The following is a 17,783-nucleotide window of genomic DNA, read 5'->3' as shown; positions in this document are numbered from 1 at the left end:
CACCTGAATGTGACACGCCGAAGCGAGATCAGGAAAATCGTAGCAACTTCAACGACTTGCGGAAGTTTTGGCTCCGGCGGTAGGGATCGAACCTACGACCAATTGATTAACAGTCAACTGCTCTACCGCTGAGCTACGCCGGAACACGAGGGGTGTATTACTGGCTCGCTCCGGGGCTGTCCAGAGCGTTTTTGCGATTTTTCCGGCTGGATCGAAAAAAAGAACCGGGCGTCGGTAAGGTATGGATAAGACACGTCATTCGGCATGGGTGCGGTAATGGCCCGTATCGTCGAACGCGGCCTTCCGGGTGCGCAGAAGGTCCAGAAGATGCGCTTCGACGTTGCGGGTGGCGGCGCGCATCAGGCCCTCCGGCAAACCGGTGTAGAGGGCGGCGACGATGTCGGCCTGCGTCTTGGGGCCGGTGGTCAGCACGTCCAGTATCGCGCGCTCGCGCGCCAGGCGGTGACGGATCAGAACGTCAAGGCGGTGGGCCGGTTGGTTGATGGGATCGCCATGGGCCGAGAGGAAGCGCCGCCACGGCGTCAGGGCAAGCCGCTTCAGCGAGGCCACATAGGCGTCCACCCGCCCGCGCGGGGCGATGATGGCGCTGGTGGCCCAACCCATGACGTGATCGCCCGTGAGGCAGATGTCGCCCATGCCGAAACAAAGGTGGTCGTCGGTGTGGCCGGGCGTGTGAATGGCCTGCACGCGCCAGGTCGCATCGCCAAGAATATCGCCATCGGCCAGATGAAGATCGGGCTCGTAGGTGCTCTGCGGGGTTCGAAGGCCGCAAATCGGCGCGCGCACGGTGTCCGACAGGCGATGGGCCAACGCCAGATGGTCGGCGTGATCGTGGGTCAGGAGGATGTGGCTCACCTCCTCGTCCCGCAGCGCGTCGGTCAGTGCGGCCAGATGGCGCGGATCGTCCGGGCCGGGGTCCAGAATCGCAACCTTTCCCGTGCCAAGGATATAGGTGTTGGTGCCGCGCCCCGTCATCGGGGTTGGGTTGGGCGCCAGGATGCAGCGGATGCCGGGCTCGGGCCACGTGACCTGGCCATAGGGAAGGGATATGTCCATTCGCGCGATGATAGCGGTTTGCGCAGGCAGGCCAAGGCTGTAAGCTTCGCCCATGTCCAGATTTCGCATCCCCCTTCCGCGCAGCCTTTACGGTCGGGCCGCGCTGATCCTGATCCTGCCTATCCTGACGATCCAGCTCGTCTTTGCGTTGCAGTTCATCCAGCGCCATTACGAGGGGGTGACCCAGCAGATGTCGCGCGGGGTGGAGCTGGAATTGTCGCTGTTCCTCGACGCGTTCAACGCCGACCCGGCCTTGGCCGCGCGCGTGGCGGATGAGCTGCATTTCACCGTGACCGACCCTGCCTACTGGACCGGAGGCGCGGATCGTCGCGACTTCTTCGACGTGTCCGGGCGGGCGATCATCGCCACCCTGCGCGACGGCCTGCCGGTGACGGCGGTGGACCTTCAGCGGGACAATTCGATGGTTCTTCTGCTGTTGCAGACCGATCGCGGACCGATCAACGTGGAGGTGAGCCGCCGCCGCATGTCCGCCTCGAACCCGCACCAGCTTTTGGTGCTGATGATCGTGACCTCCATCCTGATGACCGTGATCGCCTTTCTGTTCCTGTCGAACCAATTGCGCCCCATTGCGCGGCTGGCCCAGGCGGCGGAGGCGTTCGGCAAGGGGCGGTCCATCCCCTATCGCCCGCGGGGCGCGCTGGAGGTGCGGGCGGCGGGCAACGCGTTCCTCGACATGCGGGCGCGGATCGAACGCTTCATCGAACAGCGCACCCTGATGCTGTCGGGTATCAGCCATGACCTGCGCAGCCCGCTGACGCGGATGAAGCTGGAGCTGGCGATGATGGACGAGGACGAGGTGCGCGACCTTCTGCGCGACGTGCAGGACATGGAACGGCTGGTGGACGAGTTTCTGGCCTTCAGCCGCGGGGACGCGACCGAGGAGGTGGTCACCACCGACCTGTCCACGCTTCTGCGCCAGATCGTGGCGAATGCCCGCCGCATGGGGCAATCGGTTCAGGAGGGGGACATCGCCGATGACGCCGAGGTGCCCCTGCGCCCCCAGGCCGTCAGCCGCGCGACCGAGAACCTGGTCATGAACGCGATACGGTACGGGACCACCGCGCGGGTCAGCCTGCTGCGGGGCGAGCGCACGTTGCGCATCGTGGTCGAGGATGACGGCCCCGGCATCCCCCCCGAACAGCGGGACGAGGCGATGACCCCTTTCACCCGGCTGGGGGCCGAGCGGGATCCCAACCTGGGCGGCGGTGTGGGCCTTGGCCTGTCCATCGCCGCCGACATCGCCCGCAGCCACGGCGGCCATCTTCGTTTGGGCAGCAGCGCGGACATGGGCGGCTTGCGGGCCGAGATCGTTCTGGCCCGCTAGGGCAGGATGTGCAGCCAGACCACGATCGACAGGATGGACAGCGCGGTCGCCAGAAGCACGCTCGACGCGCTGACCCGTTTCGCGACGCCATAGGCGTTGGCGAACAGATAGGCGTTCACCCCCGGTGCCATCGACGCCGTCACGACGGCCGAACGAAGCTGGTCCACGTTCAGCCCGACCGCCTTGCCCAAGGTGAAGGTGATCAGCGGATGCACGATCAGCGACAGGGCGCAGATCATGCCGATCACCCGCATGTCGCCCCCGAACCTGTATTGGCACAAAATGCCCCCCAGCCCGAACAACGCCACCGGAAGGGCCGCGCGCGCCATGAGTTGCAATGCGCCGTCCGCCACGGCGAACAGGGGCAGGCCGGACAGGTTCCATGCCAGACCCAGCAAGATCCCGATGACCAGCGGCTGGCGGACAATCTGCTTGGCGATCTTGGTCGTCAGTGCCGTGGGGGACAGGCCGGTGCCACGCGCGCGCACCACCTCCATCGCCGCGATGCCGGCGGTATAGAGGATGGGGGAATGCAGCGCGATGATGGTGAAGTTCCCGGCCAGCGCCGCACTGCCATAGGCGCGCTCCATGATCGGCAGACCCAGAAGCAGCGAGTTCGAGAACAGGCAGCAGAACCCGATGGCCACCGAATCCTCGGGCGCGCGCTTGAACGCGTAAAAGGCCAGAAGGCCGCTGGCGATAAAGCAGAAGAACGCCCCGGAATAGAAGGCGGCGAAGATCCCCGGCTCGAAGTTCGCCGCGATGTCCAGCGTGGCCATGTTGCGAAACAGAAGGCACGGGATGGCGAAGTTCTGCGCGAATCGCATCATCCCGTCCACCCCCGAGTCGAGGATCAGGTTCGTCTTGCGCGCCGCATAGCCGAAGCCGATGATCAGGAAGACGGGCAGGATGATGTCAAGAAGCGCGCTCATGCGGGAGGTCCAATGTCATGCCGTCGAAGGCCGGTTCGACCCCCGGGGGAAGTTCGGTCGAGAGGGTCGCGTAATCCAGATCGACATGCATGTTGGTCAGCACGGCGCGGCGGGGCCGTGCGCGGGCGATCCAGTCCAGCGCGAGCGCCAGATGGGCATGGGTGGGATGGGGCGCGCGGCGCAGGGCGTCCACGATGAAAAGGTCCAGATCGCGCAGCTCGTCCCAAGCCGCATCGGGCAACGCCACCGCGTCGGGCAGATAGGCCGCCCGCCCGATGCGAAAGCCCAAGGCGTCGATGTTGCCGTGGCGGGCGTGGAACGGGCGGAACGGAATGGCACCGCCCGCGCCGGTGACCGTGAACGGCCCGTCGATGCGGTTCATGGCGCAGATCGGGGGATAGGACGATCCGGGGGGTTGCGTGAAGGCATAGCCGAAGCGGGCCAGCAGGGCCTCCTCCGTGGCGGCGTCGGCCCAGACGGGCAGGCGGGTGCCGGTGTTGAACACGATCTGCCGCAGGTCGTCCAACCCGTGCACATGGTCGGCATGGGGATGGGTATAGACGACCGCATCCAGCGCGCCCACGCCCGCGTCCAGAAGCTGGTCGCGCATGTCGGGGGCGGTGTCGATCAACACCCGCGTCGTCCCCTCCGCCCCGGTCCGTTCCACCAGAAGCGAGCAGCGGCGGCGGCGGTTCTTCGGGTTCGCCGGATCGCACGCCCCCCAGATGCCCCCCAGACGCGGGACCCCCCCGGACGAACCGCATCCGAGGATGGTCAGACGCATCATCATGCGGCGGCTTTCGTGAACAGCCGGTCGAAATTGGCCGTGGTGGCGGCGGCGAATTCGGGCAGGGACAGGCCGAACACCTCCGCGCCGACCTTGGCCGTCAGCGCGGTGAAGGCCGGTTCGTTTCGCCGTCCGCGATGGGGCGGGGGGGCGAGATAGGGGCTGTCCGTCTCCACCAGAATCCGGTCCAGCGGGGCCTGCGCGAAGATGTCACGCAGGTCTGACGACCGTGGAAAGGCCGCGATCCCCGACATCGACAGATAGAACCCCAGATCCAGCGCCGTCCGCGCCAGTTCGGGCGAGGAGGAGAAGCAGTGCATCACGCAGGAAAACGCCCCCGCGCGATGTTCTTCGGTCAGGATGCGGGCCATGTCGTCATCCGCCGCGCGGGCGTGAATGATCAGGGGCAGGCCGGTGTGCTGCGCCGCAGCGATGTGGACGCGCAGGCTGTCCTGTTGCGCGCGCAGGCTGTCGACGCTGTAATGGTAATCCAGCCCCGTTTCGCCGATGCCCACGAATTTGGGATGCGCGGCCAGCGCCACAAGCTGGTCCACCGTGACCGGAGTTTCCTCGCCCGCGCGCATGGGATGGACGCCGGCGGCATAGAACACGCCGTCATAGGCTTCGGCGATCGCGCGGACGCGGGGTTCGTGATCCATGCGGGTGCAGATGGTCACCATCCGGCGCACCCCCGCCGCACGGGCGCGGGCGATCACATCGGGCAGTTCCCCATCGAAATCGGAAAAGTCGAGGTGACAGTGGCTGTCAACGATATGTGGCTGTTCGGTCATCGCTCATCTCTGGGCGAGCTCGGCCGCCATCCCGTCGATCTTCAGGATCATATCCATCAGAAGCGCGGCAGGGTCAAGGTTCACGGCCCGTCCCTTTCGCGCCCGTGCGCCCAGGGTCTGCTGCAACTCGGCCCATTTCAGCGCGGCGCGGGGGGTGGGGGCAAGGCGCGCGATCACGTCCGCCTCGTGCCGGGCCGCCTCGGGCGGGGTGGTGCCAAGGGTGCCCGCGCGGGCCAGCCGGGCCAGAAACCGGTCGATCAGGCCGACGATCAGGTCGAACCGCGCTTCCGCCCCGCGCCCTGCCGCCGATTCGGCCAAGGCAAGCGCGCGTGCGCGGTCCAACCGGGGCAGGGTCCCCATCAGATCGACCAGCGTCTGATACGCCTCCAGCCCGTCGAGGTTCAAAAGCCGCACCGCCTCGCCCACCGATCCTCCGCCCAGTTCGGCCAGGGAAAGCGGGTCGTCGACCACCGCGCCCGCCTGCGTCAGCGCATCACGCATCGCCTCGGCGCGCAGGGCGGGCAGGCGGAGTTCTCGGCAGCGCGACCGGATGGTGGGCAGAAGCCCCGAGGGCTGGTGGCTGATCAGAAGCAGCGTCACGCGGGGGGGCGGTTCCTCCAGTAGTTTCAGAATCGCATTGGCGCTGGCGCTCGCCATGTCATCGGCGGTGTCGATGATGGCCACACGGTGCCCGCCATCCGCCGCGCTCATCGTCAGCCAGGATTTCAGCTTGCGCACCTCGTCCACGCGGATGTCGGCGGACAGGGCGCTGCCGGTGGCATTCGCGCCGCGGCGCAGCAGGAACAGGCGCGGTTCCGACAGGGCCGCCATGCGCCGCGCCACGGGGTGATCCGCGGGCACCTCCATGTCCGGCGTTCCGGCCAGAAGATGGCGTGCGATCCGCCAGGCGAACGTCGCCTTGCCCACCCCGCGCGGGCCGCTGATCAGCCAGCCATGATGCAATCGGCCCGAGCGTGCGGCGTCCAGAAACGCCGCCTCGGCTGCCTGATGCCCGAACAGGCGGGGCGTATGGCGGGGATGGGGCGCGCCCTCCACGCGGTCGGGTTCGGGAAGCTCGGTTTCGGCCATGCGTTACCCCAGATGCGCGCGGGCGACGGCCAGAATGTCGGCGGCCACGATGTCGGCATCGCGCGCGCCGTCGATCACGCGGATGCGCGGATGGGCCTGCGCCAGCGCCCGGAACCCGTCGCGCATCTGGCGTTGCAAATCCAGTCCCATATCCTCGAACCGCTGTTCCGCGCCATGGCGCGCCTGCGCGCGGGCAAGGCCCAGTTCGGGCGGCAGGTCGATCAGGAAGGTCAGTGCGGGGTCGATCCCCACGAAGGCGTCGTGCAATTGGTCCACCTGCGCCGTCAGTCCGCCGCGCAGACCCTGATACATGCGGCTGCTGTCGGCGAAACGGTCGGTGATGACCGTTGCGCCCCGCGCCAGCGCCGGGCGGATGGTCTTTTCCACATGGTCGCGGCGGGCCGCGGTGAACAGCAGAAGTTCCGTCCCCGCCGACCAGCGGTCCGCCTCCCCCTCCAGCACCAGACGGCGGATCTCCTCGGCCCCCGCGCTGCCGCCGGGTTCGCGGGTCAGGACAAGGTCGCGCCCCGTGCCGCGCAGGGCGTCGGCCAGACGGCGGGCCTGGGTGGATTTGCCCGACCCGTCGATGCCTTCAAAGCTGATGAACCGCCGCGCGTCGATCACGAGGCGGGCTGGTCCGCAGCCAGGAACCGATCCGCCAGAACACGGGCGGCGGTGGACAGGCGTGTGCCGAACCCGCCCTGGGCCACGTCGCTTTCAGCCACCAGCGGGACGGTGTGATCCTCCATTCCCGGCACGCGGACGATCAGCTGGCCCAGCTCCTGCCCCTTGGTGACGGGGGCCTCGATCGGGCCGGTATAGACGACCTCGGCGGTGATGTCGTTCTGGGCCTGCGCGGGCACCAGCAGCGACACGCCGTCGGGTGCCACGAGGCCCACCTGTTCGGCCCCGCCCATCCACACATCGGCCGTGCCCACGCGCTGGTTCGCACGCACCACGTTCTTCTGGGTGAACTGGCGGAAGGCATAGTTCACGACCGCCTCGGATTCCGCCGCCCGGTCCGCCTCGCTCTGCAGCCCGCTGAGGACGAAGACCACGCGACGGTTGTCGATTGAGGACACGGCCGATCCGGTCAGGCCATAGCCCGCCTCTTGCGTGTGGCCGGTCTTCAGGCCGTCGGCATGCCAGTCGCCCGCCTCCAGCGCCAGAAGTGGGTTGCGGTTGTTGGCGTTGGACGGCACGCGGTCCTTGTAGTTGAAGTTCGTCAACGCGAAATTCTGATACAGTTCCGGGAATTCGGTGATCAGGCGCACGGCCAGCACCCCCAGATCATGCATCGACATGCGGTGTTCGGGATGCGGCCAGCCCGAGGCATTGGCGAAATGCGACGCGCTCAGCCCAAGGGCGGCGGCGCGTTCGTTCATCATGCGGGCGAAGTTCTCCTCTGTGCCGCCAAGCCCTTCGGCCACCACGACACAGGCGTCGTTGCCGGAATTGATGATGATGCCGTGGATCAACTCCTCCACCGAGGGGCGGTCGGCGGGTTCGACGAACATCTTCGACCCGCCCATGCGCCAAGCCTTCTCCGACACGGGGAAGGTGGTGTCCATCGTCACGCGGCCATCGTGCAGCGCCTCGAACAGCATGTTCAGCGTCATCAGCTTAGACATAGACGCCGGCGGCAGCGGGGCCTGCGCGTTCTTGTCCAGCAGAACCGTGCCGGTGGTCACGTCATAGACCCAGGCCGCCTGGGCGCGCGTCTCGAACGCAAGGCTCGCCGTGGGGAGGGCCGTCACCAGAAGGGCGAGCATCAGGCGTTTCATCGCGCATCCTTTCCAAATCCTGTCGCGCGCCACCATAAAAGCGGATGCCCGCCAAGGGAAGGGCGCGCCGTTCACGACCCCGCTGGCATTTTCAGGTTTCACCCCAGCGCCACAGCGGCTATAGCACAGACGGTTTGACCAAGGACCGGAAAGGACCGCCATATGGCCAATGTCGTCGTCGTCGGCGCCCAGTGGGGCGACGAAGGAAAAGGCAAGATCGTGGACTGGCTGAGCGAGCGCGCCGATGTCATCGCGCGCTTTCAGGGCGGCCACAACGCCGGCCACACGCTGGTCATCGGCGAGGCGGTCTACAAACTCTCGCTGCTGCCGTCGGGCATCGTGCGTGGAGGCAAGATTTCGGTCATCGGCAACGGTGTGGTTCTGGACCCGTGGCATCTGGTGTCCGAGATCGAGAAGCTGCGCGGGCAGGGCGTGGAGATTTCGCCCGACAACCTGATGATCGCCGAAAACGCGCCGCTGATCCTGCCGCTGCATGGCGAGCTGGACCGTGCGCGGGAAAGCCAGGCGTCGGTCGCCAAGATCGGCACCACGGGGCGCGGCATCGGACCGGCCTATGAGGACAAGGTGGGGCGCCGTGCGATCCGCGTGGCCGATCTGGCCGACGACGCCACGCTGGAACTGCGTGTGGACCGCGCGCTGGTCCATCACGACGCGCTGCGCCGCGGTCTCGGGATGGAGCCGGTGGACCGCACCGCGCTTCTGGCCAAACTGCGCGAGATCGCGGTTCAGGTCCTGCCCTATGCCGCCCCGGTCTGGAAGGTGCTGACCGAGGCGCGCCGCGCGGGCAAGCGCATCCTGTTCGAAGGGGCGCAGGGCGCGCTTCTGGACATCGACTTCGGCACCTATCCCTACGTCACCTCGTCCAACGTGATCGCGGGGCAGGCGGCGACGGGCACCGGCCTTGGCCCCAATTCGATCGATTTCGTGCTGGGCATCGTCAAGGCCTATACCACCCGCGTGGGTGAAGGCCCGTTCCCGGCGGAATTGCAGGATGCCGACGGCCAGCGTCTGGGCGAGCGGGGGCACGAATTCGGCACCGTCACCGGGCGCAAACGCCGCTGCGGCTGGTTCGACGCGGTTCTGGTGCGCCAGACCTGCGCCACCTCCGGCGTGTCGGGCATCGCGCTGACCAAGCTTGATGTGCTGGACGGGTTCGAGACGCTTAAGATCTGCGTCGGCTATGATCTGGACGGCACACGGCTGGATTACCTGCCCATCGCCGCCGACCAGCAGGCCCGTTGCACCCCCATCTATGAAGAGATGGAGGGGTGGAGCGAATCGACCGCCGGCGCGCGGTCCTGGAACGACCTTCCCGCCGCGGCGATCAAATACGTTCGCCGGATCGAGGAGCTGATCCAGTGCCCGGTCGCGATGCTGTCCACCTCGCCCGAGCGGGATGACACGATCCTGGTTACGGACCCCTTCGCGGACTGACGTCGGGAAAGGCGCGGCAGAGCGATCAGCCACGCACTTCGCGCAGATACAGCGACCGCGCGGTCAGGGCGAACCGGCCGCGCTCCTGCTTTTCCAGAATCGCCTCCCGCACCAGGGTCTCGAAGGCCTGCATCATCACCTCATGCGTCAGGCTGCCAAGGCTGGCGACGTGGCGCAGCACCTGCTGCCGGGTGAAGGTCGGGCGGTTTTCCACGCAGAACGTCCAGACCGCCGCCGCCTCGATCAGTTCGGGCGGCGTCTCCGCCGTCAGGTGGTCGGCGAAACTGGCAAACCCGGTGGAGATAGGGGCGGGGTCGGCGCGCGGCGGGGCCGGTGCGGGGGGCGCCGCCTCCAGCCGGGTGGCGACACGGCCCGCAACGGCGGCTTTCAGATGCTGGATGGCCGATTGGCGGCGTTTGTTTTCGGGTTCGCTCATATGGGTATCGGAGGTTCGGATCAGGCGATCCACGGCCGCGTCTTCGGGCGGGGCGGGCGACAATGCGGGAACGGCCCCCGTCCCGAAGCCGGGATCGGCGGTTGTCAACTTCTGAAAATGCGCGGTCACCTGCTGCAACGTGTTGATGGGATCGTCAAATCCCTCCAAGGTGCAGCTGAAGGTCCCGTAAGAGACGGTCAGAATTTTTTTTTGTCCGCTCATACGGTGTCCGCCCCTCCGGCCCGATCCGGGTCTGGTTCTTGGTAAACAGATCGCGGTTGAAGCCGGGATGGTGGAAAGGTTCCCATTGGGTATTTCTGGTCGAATGGCCCCCTCACTCGCATGACAGGCGCGATTGTTCAATCATCCCTTGCGATCACGTTGATCGGCGGCGGGCCAGTGGCCCTGCGGGATCTGCGGGCCTGCGTTGCGCGGTCGGATCGGGTCGTGGCGGCGGATGGCGGGGCGCAGGCGGCGCTGCGGGCCGGGGTGATGCCGGATGCGGTGGTGGGCGATCTGGATTCGCTGGGGCCGGCGGCGCGGGCCCGGTTGGCCGGGCGCCTGCATCCCGTCGCCGAACAGGACAGCACCGACCTCGACAAGGCGCTGCGGGCGATTGACGCGCCGCTGATCCTTGGGCTGGGATTTCTGGGGGGGCGGGTGGATCACACCTTCGCCGCCTTGCGCAGTCTGGCCGAGGATCGGCGGGCACTTTTGCTGATCGGGCGGCGGGACGTGGCGCTGCACCTGTCGCGCCCGATCGCGTTGGAACTGGCGGTGGGCGACCGCGTGTCCCTGTGCCCGATGGGCCCGGTCCGTGGCCGCGCCATGGGCCTGCGTTGGCCGATCAACGATCTGGATTTCCAGCCCATGGGGCCGATCGGCACGTCGAACGCCGCCCTTGATCGACGTGTCACCCTGGATTTCGACGGGCCGGGCATGATCCTGATCGTGCCGCGCCGCCGTCTGGGCGCCCTGATCCGCGCGGTCAGCAATTGGGCACGTTGACCGCCAGCCCCCCCAAGGACGTTTCCTTGTAACGCGCGTCCATGTCCCGCCCGGTCTGGCGCATGGTCTCCACGCAGGCGTCCAGGCTGACAAGATGTGTGCCGTTGCCGCGCAGCGCAAGGCTGGCGGCCGACACCGCCTTGATCGCGCCCAGGCCGTTGCGTTCGATGCATGGCACCTGCACCAGCCCTTTGATCGGATCGCAGGTCATGCCCAGATGGTGTTCCAAAGCGATTTCGGCGGCGTTCTCAACCTGCTCGGGCGTGCCGCCCAGAACCGCGCACAGGCCCGCCGCGGCCATCGCGCTGGCCGACCCCACCTCCGCCTGGCACCCGCATTCGGCGCCCGAGATCGAGGCATTGTGCTTGATCAACCCGCCGATCGCGGCGGCGGTCAGAAGAAAATCCTCGACCCGGTCGGGCCGCGCGCCCGGAACATGCCGCAACCAGTAGCGCAGGACCGCCGGCACCACCCCCGCCGCGCCGTTGGTGGGGGCCGTGACGACCTGCCCGCCCGCCGCGTTTTCCTCATTCACGGCCATGGCATAAAGCGCGATCCAATCGTTGATCGTGTGGGGCGGGGCCTGATTCGTCCCCCGTTCCCGGATCAGGGCGTCATGCAGGGCCTTGGCCCGCCGCCGCACCCGCAGGCCGCCGGGCAGGATCCCGTCCGAGGCGATCCCCCGTTCGATCGTGTCGTCCATCACCTGATGAATCCGGGCCAGCCCCTGCTTCAGATCGGGGGCGCTGCGATGGCGCAGCTCGTTCTCGCGCTTCATCGCGGCGATGGACAGGCCAGAGCGGCGGGCCATGGCCAGCATCGCATCCGCCGTATGAAAGGACCACGGCACATCGGCCCCGGCGGGCGCGGCGGTCGGCTCTGTCATCTCCTCAGCCGTGACGACGAAACCACCGCCGATGGAGTAATAGGTCTGGGACAGAAGACGGTCGCCTTGCGCGTCGGTCGCGCTCAGGTTCAGGCCGTTGGTGTGGCCGGGCAGCGGCGGCCCCATGTCGAAGGTCAGATCCCGGGCCGGATCGAACCGCATTTCGGGCAGGCCGGGCGGGGTGATCCGGCCCGTCGTCTTGATCCGGGCCAGACACTTCTCGGCGGCGTCGGCATCGAACGTGTCGGGGCGGAATCCCGCAAGGCCCAGGATGACCGCGCGATCGGTCGCATGGCCCACGCCGGTAAAGGCGAGCGAGCCGTGTAGGGATGCCTTCAGACCCTTTGGATGAAATTTCAGCCCCCGCACCAGGTCCAGAAAACGCTCGGCCGCCACCATCGGCCCCATCGTGTGGGACGACGACGGGCCGATGCCGATCTTGAACATGTCGAATACGGAAAGAAACATCGGCGCGTCCCCGGTTGGTTGCCGGAAACTATACCGTTCAATCCTCGCCGGGGTCCAGCCGGTCGGCCATCTTGCGCACCAGCGTCGCCCGCAGATCGTGCATCGCCATCAGCAGTGGGTCGGTCACAAGGTCCAGATCCGCGTCCGTCGCGCGTCCATGCGCCCATTGGGTGGTCAGGTTCAGCGCGTCGATCAGGCGCATGACGTCGTCGCGGGCCCGCATGTCCAAGGTCTGGCGCCGGGTGGCGATCCAGTCGCGGATCGCCGCATCCTCCTCCGGCGTGGCGGTGCGCTCACCTTGGGTGCGGTAATCGCCCTTGGCCATGTTGATATTGGCCAGATGCTCCATCTCAAGCCGCTGGTGTCGGTGTTCCGTATCGATACGAAACACCGACGCGCCCGTGTCGCGAATGCGGAAATACAGGGAGGGCAAGCGCGCCGGCATCGGTCAGGTCAGCCCTGCGCAGAACCGCTGGATGCGCGTGCAGGCTTCTTTCAGCACCTCATCCGCCGTGGCATAGCTGACACGGAAGTTCGGGGACAGACCGAAGGCCGCGCCGAAGACGACGGCCACGCCCTCTTCTTCCAGCAGCGCGTTCGCGAAGGTTTCGTCATCCGTGATGACCACCCCCTTGGCCGAGGTCTTGCCGATGCAGCCCGAGATGTCGGGATAGACATAGAAGGCCCCTTCGGGCGTGGGGCAGACGATGCCCTGTGCCTCGTTCAGCATTCCGACGACCAGATCGCGGCGACGCTGGAACAGGGCCTTGTTGTCGGTCAGGAACTCTTGCGGGCCGGTCAGCCCCTCCAGCGCCGCGTGCTGCGAGACGGAGCAGGGGTTGGAGGTCGATTGCGACTGGATCGTGCCCATCGCCTTGATCAGCTCCACCGGACCGGCGCAATAGCCGATGCGCCAGCCGGTCATGGCATAGGCCTTGGACACGCCGTTGCAGGTCAGCGTGCGATCATAAAGACCGGGTTCGATCTGCGCGGGGGTGACGAATTCGAAATCGTCGAAGACAAGATGTTCATACATGTCATCCGACATCACCCAGACATGCGGATGGCGCATCAGGACGTCGGTCAGCGCCTTCAACTCCTCGCGGGTATAACCCGCGCCGGTGGGGTTGGAGGGGGAGTTGAAGATGAACCATTTGGTCTTCGGCGTGATCGCCGCCTCCAGCGCGGCGGCCGAGAGTTTGAAGTTCGTCTCGATCCCCGCGACGACCGGAACGGGCGTGCCCCCCGCCAGCAGCACCATGTCGGGATAGCTGACCCAATAGGGCGCGGGAATGATCACCTCGTCCCCCGGATTCAGCGTGGCGACGAAGGCGTTGTAAAGGATCTGCTTGCCGCCGGTGCCCACCGACACCTGATTGGGCTGATAGGTCAGGCCGTTTTCCCGCGCGAACTTGTCGCAGATGGCCTTTTTCAGTTCGGGCATCCCGTCCACGGCGGTGTATTTCGTCTTGCCCGCATCGATCGCGCGCTTGGCCGCGTCCTTGATGTTCTGGGGCGTGTCGAAATCCGGCTCTCCCGCGCCAAGGCCGATCACATCGCGACCGGCGGCCTGCAATTCGCGGGCCTTGTTGGTGACGGCGATGGTGGGCGAAGGTTTCACACGGGAAAGGGTGTCGGACAGAAAGGCCATGGCGGGTCCTGCGTTTGAATCTGGCGCGCCTTTGTCTTAGGGTGCGGGCGACCCGCACGCAAGCGCAGATGCCCGCCGGGCGATTCTGCGCCGCGCGTCCGGCAGAAAATCGGGAGTGATGGTAAATGGATGATCGGCGCAAACGCATGTCGATGCGGTCTTGGCGGCGCGGCATGAAGGAGATGGACCTGATCCTGGGCCCTTGGTCCGACACGCATCTGGCGGATTTGGGCGAGGGGGATCTGGCCGCCTATGATCTGCTGCTGGAGGAGAATGACCAGGAGCTTCTGGCTTGGATGCTGGGCCAGCGCCCCATTCCAGAGGGACCGACCCACGACCTTGCGACCCGGATCGCGGCCTTCGCACGGGTGCGTTTCGCAAAATCCTGATCCGTTTACCATATGTTTCTTTTTTGCGCCGACGCTTGAATCATCAAGGACTGCGGGGCGCACATATGGACACCACGATTTCGGCCGACATCATCGACGGGACGACCACGGCGATGATGTCCGGCTATCTTGAAACGCTGAGCCTGGTGGAGCGGATGCACCGCTTGCTTCTGGACGTGGTGAAGGACGAATTCGAACGTCTGGGCGTGCTTGAGATCAACTCGGTTCAGGCGCTGCTTCTGTTCAACATCGGCGCGCAGGAGGTGACGGCGGGCGAACTCAAAAGCCGCGGCTTCTATCAGGGCTCCAACGTCAGCTACAACCTGCGCAAACTGGTCGATCTGGGGTATATGCACCACGAACGCTCGGCCACCGACCGCCGCTCGGTTCGGGTGCGGCTGACGGACAAGGGGCTGGCCACGCGCGCCATCCTGTCGGACCTGTTCCGCCGCCATGCCACGGGTCTGGGCGACCGCCGCATCCTCTCGCTGGACCGGGTGGAGGGGGTGAACGCGGCGCTGCGCAATCTGGAACGGTATTGGACCGACCAGATCCGCTATATCTATTGACGCCACAGATGCGCATGTCCGGCCAGCGCGCCCTGCGCCTTGGCCAGCAGCCGGTTGACGGCGCCGGGGCGGGGGATGTGCCCGGAGGCGAGACGTTCGGCCACGACCTCGGGCGGGCACGGGCGGCGTGATACCGGATCGTAGTAGCGGGGATAGGCGATCAGCGCGGCATGGGCCACCTGCCACAGGGGGCGGGGTGCGCGGCGGGCGGGGGGCGGAACAAGGTCCGTCGTCAGCCCCCATCCAGCATAGAACGGGCGGCCGAGACAGGTGACGGGCCTCCCCCGCAACAGCGCCTCGAACCCCAGAAGCGAGGTCATGGTCCAGACCTCGTCCACCGAAGCGATCAGGCCCAAGGGATCGGCATGGCGGGCGACCACGTCGGCGTCCTGCGCCCCGATCGCGCCGGGGCGCAGGCCCGCCTCCACATCCGGGTGGGGTTTGTAGATCAGGACCGCCCCCGGATGCGCGGCCCGCGCCGCGGCCAAAAGCCCCGAATTGGTGCGCATATCCCCCCCGCCAAGGCGCAGCGAGGCGTCGTCTTCCACTTGCCCCGGAACAAGGATGCGGCGACCCTTCGGCAGATCGGGGATGGCGCCCGACAGGTTGTATTTCGTCAGACCCGCGGCGATCACCGCCTCGATCAGCCGTTCCACCCGATCCCTGGCCCCCGGCGGGGGTGGGTCCAGGATCAGCCGCTCCAACCGGCTGGGCCGGGTGGGGTCGTAATAGATGCCCAGATCGTCGGCCACCTGCGACATCGGCGGCACCAGATCGGCCCCAAGCCCGCGCGACCGCAGGAACCCGTCCTCCACCCGGCGCACGGTCACCGGGGCCGCCAGCGGGGCCGCGCCCCAGATCAGCACGTCGCGCCCGTCACGCTGCGCGGCCTGCACCGCCCGATCGGGATCGGCCACGAAGCGCAGGGGGCGTTCACGCCCGAACACCGCCTGCAGACGTGTGCGTTTCCACGCGCGCATTCCGGTCGCGACATGCCCCCGGCGGTCGTCGCGAAAGGCGCGCACCTCGGCCTCCAACTGATCCACGGCGGTTTCGAACGAACACAGGCGGTTCCGGCAGGGGTCGAACCACAACGGGCATTCGATCATCGCGGCGGCGAACAGACGGGCGGCGCTGGGCCGTGCGGTGCGCCGCGGGATGGCCATCGCATCCTCGCCCAGGCCCCAACCGGCATAGAAGGGCAGGCCGAACACGCGGGGGCGGTGGCCGGCCAGAATCGCCTCGAACCCCAGTTGCGACGAGACGGTGTAAACCCGCGCCGCCCGCTCCAGCAGGCGCCAGGGTGACACGGGGGTCGTCAGAAGCGTGCCGTCCCGGGCGGTGAAATGCCCCGCGCGCTGGCCCTGCGCGGTTTCCGGGTGGCTTTTGATCACGATGGGGCGGCCGGGATTTTCGCGCCGCGCCGCCGCCAGCATCGTGGCGAAAGTTCCGGCGTTTGCGCCCGAATGCCGGATGGAGGCGTCGCCCCGCACCTGATCGATCACAAGGACAAAGCCCGGCTTCGGCAGGGCGGCGGCGGGATCGAAGGCGTTGTATTTGCTGAGGTCCAGGTGGCGCAGGCGGGCGATCCCATCCTCGGCCCGGGCCAAGAGGGCGGGGGACGCGGCCGTCTGGATGCGGCGTTCCAGATCGGAGGGGGCGTGGCTGTCGAAATGGACACCATGGCCCAGAAACACCCCCAGCGGCGGCCCGCCCCGTGCCCGCGCGGGATGGACGGAGCGGAGAAAGGCATCCTCCATCCGCAGAACTGGAACGCCGCGTCGGGCCGCCACCCATTCGCCCCGCCGCGCGGCGGGCGAACGGCCCCAGACCAGAACGCCGTCCTGCGGCCCCGGCAGGCCAATGGCCAGATCGTGCCCGGCAAGACGCAGGATGCGGCGAAGCCGTTCCTGTTGCAGAAACCCGCCGTTGAACACGCACAGGCGCCGGGGAAGGCCCCCGGCGTCCCCTTCGGTCAATTGCCGACTTGGGTGATGTTGTTGGCCGCGCTGGTCGTGCCCAGAATGGCCTGGATCGTCTTGGTCCATTGGACGAAGGGCGCCTCGGTCACGTAAAGGGTATCGCCGTCCTTGATCAGGAAGTCCCGCGCCTCGAACATGCCCGAGGGCTGCGTCAGGTTCAGGACATAGGCGACCCGCTGCGGCCCCGCGACATCGGCGCGGCCCGTCAGGCTGCGGACGGTGCTGGCGGGTTCGTCGCGGAACACGAACACGCCGCTGGGATTCGCAAGGTTGGTCTGAAGCCCACCGACCTGGGCGATCGCCTCCAGCGCGGACATGTTCGCACGTTCGAACGGCACCACCGACTGCCCCGTCGCGCCCAGCGACATGAAGCGGCGGCGGTCGCGTTCCACGGTGATCACGTCGCCGTTGCGCAGCGCAATGTCGAGGTTGGGATTGTCATAAAGATCCTGCAACCACACCTGGCCCGTCTGCCCCCCGCGCGTCACCCGCACGACCGTGGCCGAAGGTTCGGACGTGACGCCCCCGGCCAGCGACAAAACGCGCAGCAAGGTGCGCGAGGGCTGGCCCAGCGGAAAGACGCCCGCCGTTCCGGCCGTGCCGCTGACGGATACGGTGGCACCGTCGCCGGCCTTGCGCTGCACCAGCACCTGCGGATCGGGGGTCTGGTTTTCCAGCGACCGCGTGATCGTCTGGCGCAAGGCCTCGGGCGTTTGGCCCGCCGCGCGGATACGCCCGGCATAGGGGACGAAGATGAACCCGTCGCCGCCCACCTGAACTTCGTTCAAGGCGGACACGCGTTGGCCGCTGTTGCCCAGAAGCGGGTCGTCGCGCACGTTTTCGAACACGGTCAGCGTCAGTTGGTCACCCGAGGAAATGGTGTCCGGCCCCACTTCGCCCGCATTCTGGAACGCGCTGCTGAAGCCATACCGCGCGGGAACGGAGACAAGGCGGTTCACCTGCGGCGTTACGGTCACGATGAACGAGTCGCCGCCATTCTCCACCGAGCCGGCCATGATCTCGCGCATGTTCGGCCCCGAGCGCGGCAATCCGCAGGCGGCCACGCTGGAGGCGAGCATAAGAATCATGGCTGTCCGGCCCAGCCTGGAGGCTTTCATCGTCACGTCCCGCTCC

At 67.2% G+C, this 17,783-nt stretch carries 18 protein-coding genes and 1 tRNA gene; 5 read left to right on the top strand and 14 right to left on the bottom strand.

All coding sequences use genetic code 11. From position 1 onward, the window contains the following. Nucleotides 1-68 precede the first annotated feature (68 nt). Both MU449_RS08785 and MU449_RS08780 read right to left on the bottom strand, forming a co-directional pair. Nucleotides 69-143: transfer RNA gene (locus tag MU449_RS08785), tRNA-Asn, on the bottom strand. Nucleotides 144-255: 112 nt separating this feature from the next. After that, a complete protein-coding gene (locus MU449_RS08780; RefSeq protein WP_244737643.1) occupies nt 256-1,077 on the bottom strand; it encodes an MBL fold metallo-hydrolase in 822 nt (273 codons plus the stop codon). Between the two features lie 52 nt (nt 1,078-1,129). Here MU449_RS08780 and MU449_RS08775 point away from each other — a divergent pair, with 52 nt between their 5' ends. Beyond that, a complete protein-coding gene (locus tag MU449_RS08775) occupies nt 1,130-2,422 on the top strand; it encodes an ATP-binding protein (RefSeq protein WP_244737642.1) in 1,293 nt (430 codons plus the stop codon). On the opposite strand, the gene MU449_RS08770 is transcribed toward MU449_RS08775, so the two are convergent. From MU449_RS08770 to MU449_RS08745, 6 genes are read right to left on the bottom strand one after another with little or no spacing between them, the layout of a single operon-like run. Continuing rightward, complete coding sequence (locus tag MU449_RS08770; RefSeq protein WP_244737641.1) at nt 2,419-3,354, bottom strand: AEC family transporter; 936 nt, start codon at nt 3,352-3,354, stop codon at nt 2,419-2,421. The genes MU449_RS08775 and MU449_RS08770 overlap by 4 nt on opposite strands. Continuing rightward, complete coding sequence (locus tag MU449_RS08765) at nt 3,338-4,144, bottom strand: MBL fold metallo-hydrolase (RefSeq protein ID WP_244737640.1); 807 nt, start codon at nt 4,142-4,144, stop codon at nt 3,338-3,340. Before MU449_RS08765 ends, MU449_RS08770 begins: the two co-directional genes overlap by 17 nt. Next, nucleotides 4,141-4,932 carry a TatD family hydrolase gene (locus MU449_RS08760; protein ID WP_244737639.1) on the bottom strand — a complete coding sequence of 264 codons (792 nt, stop codon included), beginning with the start codon at nt 4,930-4,932 and terminating at the stop codon, nt 4,141-4,143. The genes MU449_RS08765 and MU449_RS08760 overlap by 4 nt, the downstream gene beginning before the upstream one ends. A gap of 3 nt (nt 4,933-4,935) precedes the next feature. Further along, nucleotides 4,936-6,021, bottom strand: a complete 1,086-nt coding sequence (locus MU449_RS08755) for a DNA polymerase III subunit delta' (RefSeq protein WP_244737638.1) — start codon at nt 6,019-6,021, stop codon at nt 4,936-4,938. Nucleotides 6,022-6,024: 3 nt separating this feature from the next. Beyond that, nucleotides 6,025-6,645 (bottom strand): dTMP kinase, encoded by a 621-nt coding sequence (tmk, locus tag MU449_RS08750; RefSeq protein WP_425310259.1) that lies wholly within the window; start codon nt 6,643-6,645, stop codon nt 6,025-6,027. Further along, nucleotides 6,642-7,805: a D-alanyl-D-alanine carboxypeptidase family protein gene (locus MU449_RS08745; protein ID WP_244737637.1), complete on the bottom strand. Its 1,164-nt coding sequence runs from the start codon at nt 7,803-7,805 to the stop codon at nt 6,642-6,644. The genes tmk and MU449_RS08745 overlap by 4 nt, the downstream gene beginning before the upstream one ends. Before the next feature lie 162 nt (nt 7,806-7,967). Here MU449_RS08745 and MU449_RS08740 point away from each other — a divergent pair, with 162 nt between their 5' ends. Beyond that, a complete protein-coding gene (locus MU449_RS08740; RefSeq protein WP_244737636.1) occupies nt 7,968-9,260 on the top strand; it encodes an adenylosuccinate synthase in 1,293 nt (430 codons plus the stop codon). Between the two features lie 25 nt (nt 9,261-9,285). Here MU449_RS08740 and MU449_RS08735 read toward each other — a convergent pair whose 3' ends face one another. Next, nucleotides 9,286-9,918, bottom strand: coding sequence for a hypothetical protein (locus MU449_RS08735; protein ID WP_244737635.1), 633 nt, complete (start codon nt 9,916-9,918; stop codon nt 9,286-9,288). A 120-nt stretch (nt 9,919-10,038) separates the two neighbouring features. Between MU449_RS08735 and MU449_RS08730 the strand changes: the two genes are divergently transcribed. Further along, nucleotides 10,039-10,704, top strand: a complete 666-nt coding sequence (locus tag MU449_RS08730) for a thiamine diphosphokinase (protein WP_244737634.1) — start codon at nt 10,039-10,041, stop codon at nt 10,702-10,704. On the opposite strand, the gene MU449_RS08725 is transcribed toward MU449_RS08730, so the two are convergent. The 3 genes from MU449_RS08725 to MU449_RS08715 are packed head-to-tail and all read right to left on the bottom strand — an operon-like array spanning nt 10,685 to nt 13,709. Beyond that, nucleotides 10,685-12,058 (bottom strand): L-serine ammonia-lyase, encoded by a 1,374-nt coding sequence (locus tag MU449_RS08725; protein WP_244737633.1) that lies wholly within the window; start codon nt 12,056-12,058, stop codon nt 10,685-10,687. The genes MU449_RS08730 and MU449_RS08725 overlap by 20 nt on opposite strands. Before the next feature lie 37 nt (nt 12,059-12,095). Further along, a complete protein-coding gene (locus MU449_RS08720) occupies nt 12,096-12,503 on the bottom strand; it encodes a hypothetical protein (protein WP_244737632.1) in 408 nt (135 codons plus the stop codon). Between the two features lie 3 nt (nt 12,504-12,506). Then, on the bottom strand, nt 12,507-13,709 hold the full coding sequence (locus MU449_RS08715) for a pyridoxal phosphate-dependent aminotransferase (RefSeq protein WP_244737631.1): 1,203 nt from the start codon (nt 13,707-13,709) through the stop codon (nt 12,507-12,509). A gap of 125 nt (nt 13,710-13,834) precedes the next feature. On the opposite strand from MU449_RS08715, the gene MU449_RS08710 reads away from it, so the two are divergent. After that, nucleotides 13,835-14,098, top strand: a complete 264-nt coding sequence (locus MU449_RS08710) for an FAD assembly factor SdhE (RefSeq protein ID WP_244737630.1) — start codon at nt 13,835-13,837, stop codon at nt 14,096-14,098. Nucleotides 14,099-14,163: 65 nt separating this feature from the next. Next, nucleotides 14,164-14,667, top strand: coding sequence for a MarR family winged helix-turn-helix transcriptional regulator (locus tag MU449_RS08705; RefSeq protein WP_244737629.1), 504 nt, complete (start codon nt 14,164-14,166; stop codon nt 14,665-14,667). Here MU449_RS08705 and MU449_RS08700 read toward each other — a convergent pair. Both MU449_RS08700 and MU449_RS08695 read right to left on the bottom strand, forming a co-directional pair. Beyond that, a complete protein-coding gene (locus tag MU449_RS08700) occupies nt 14,661-16,715 on the bottom strand; it encodes a capsular polysaccharide biosynthesis protein (protein ID WP_425310254.1) in 2,055 nt (684 codons plus the stop codon). The two genes, MU449_RS08705 and MU449_RS08700, sit on opposite strands and share 7 nt — an antisense overlap. Next, nucleotides 16,643-17,773, bottom strand: coding sequence for a polysaccharide biosynthesis/export family protein (locus MU449_RS08695; protein ID WP_483299407.1), 1,131 nt, complete (start codon nt 17,771-17,773; stop codon nt 16,643-16,645). Before MU449_RS08695 ends, MU449_RS08700 begins: the two co-directional genes overlap by 73 nt. Between the last annotated feature and the right edge of the window lie 10 nt (nt 17,774-17,783).

Source organism: Falsirhodobacter halotolerans, from assembly GCF_022899245.1.
GTDB classification, from domain to species: Bacteria; Pseudomonadota; Alphaproteobacteria; order Rhodobacterales; family Rhodobacteraceae; genus Falsirhodobacter; species Falsirhodobacter halotolerans.
The sequence above is the reverse complement of the archived record's forward strand: the minus strand, read 5'-3'. Positions and strand labels throughout refer to the sequence as shown.

Coding starts and splice junctions, on each gene's coding strand:
- MU449_RS08725 (WP_244737633.1), bottom strand. CDS start 12,058: ATGTTTCTTTCCGTATTCGACATGTTCAAGATCGGCATCGGCCCGTCG.
- MU449_RS08730 (WP_244737634.1), top strand. CDS start 10,039: ATGACAGGCGCGATTGTTCAATCATCCCTTGCGATCACGTTGATCGGC.
- MU449_RS08740 (WP_244737636.1), top strand. CDS start 7,968: ATGGCCAATGTCGTCGTCGTCGGCGCCCAGTGGGGCGACGAAGGAAAA.
- MU449_RS08745 (WP_244737637.1), bottom strand. CDS start 7,805: ATGAAACGCCTGATGCTCGCCCTTCTGGTGACGGCCCTCCCCACGGCG.
- MU449_RS08735 (WP_244737635.1), bottom strand. CDS start 9,918: ATGAGCGGACAAAAAAAAATTCTGACCGTCTCTTACGGGACCTTCAGC.
- MU449_RS08700 (WP_425310254.1), bottom strand. CDS start 16,715: ATGGACCAAGACGATCCAGGCCATTCTGGGCACGACCAGCGCGGCCAA.
- MU449_RS08780 (WP_244737643.1), bottom strand. CDS start 1,077: ATGGACATATCCCTTCCCTATGGCCAGGTCACGTGGCCCGAGCCCGGC.
- MU449_RS08720 (WP_244737632.1), bottom strand. CDS start 12,503: ATGCCGGCGCGCTTGCCCTCCCTGTATTTCCGCATTCGCGACACGGGC.
- MU449_RS08765 (WP_244737640.1), bottom strand. CDS start 4,144: ATGATGATGCGTCTGACCATCCTCGGATGCGGTTCGTCCGGGGGGGTC.
- MU449_RS08755 (WP_244737638.1), bottom strand. CDS start 6,021: ATGGCCGAAACCGAGCTTCCCGAACCCGACCGCGTGGAGGGCGCGCCC.
- MU449_RS08705 (WP_244737629.1), top strand. CDS start 14,164: ATGGACACCACGATTTCGGCCGACATCATCGACGGGACGACCACGGCG.
- MU449_RS08760 (WP_244737639.1), bottom strand. CDS start 4,932: ATGACCGAACAGCCACATATCGTTGACAGCCACTGTCACCTCGACTTT.
- MU449_RS08715 (WP_244737631.1), bottom strand. CDS start 13,709: ATGGCCTTTCTGTCCGACACCCTTTCCCGTGTGAAACCTTCGCCCACC.
- MU449_RS08775 (WP_244737642.1), top strand. CDS start 1,130: ATGTCCAGATTTCGCATCCCCCTTCCGCGCAGCCTTTACGGTCGGGCC.
- MU449_RS08770 (WP_244737641.1), bottom strand. CDS start 3,354: ATGAGCGCGCTTCTTGACATCATCCTGCCCGTCTTCCTGATCATCGGC.
- MU449_RS08710 (WP_244737630.1), top strand. CDS start 13,835: ATGGATGATCGGCGCAAACGCATGTCGATGCGGTCTTGGCGGCGCGGC.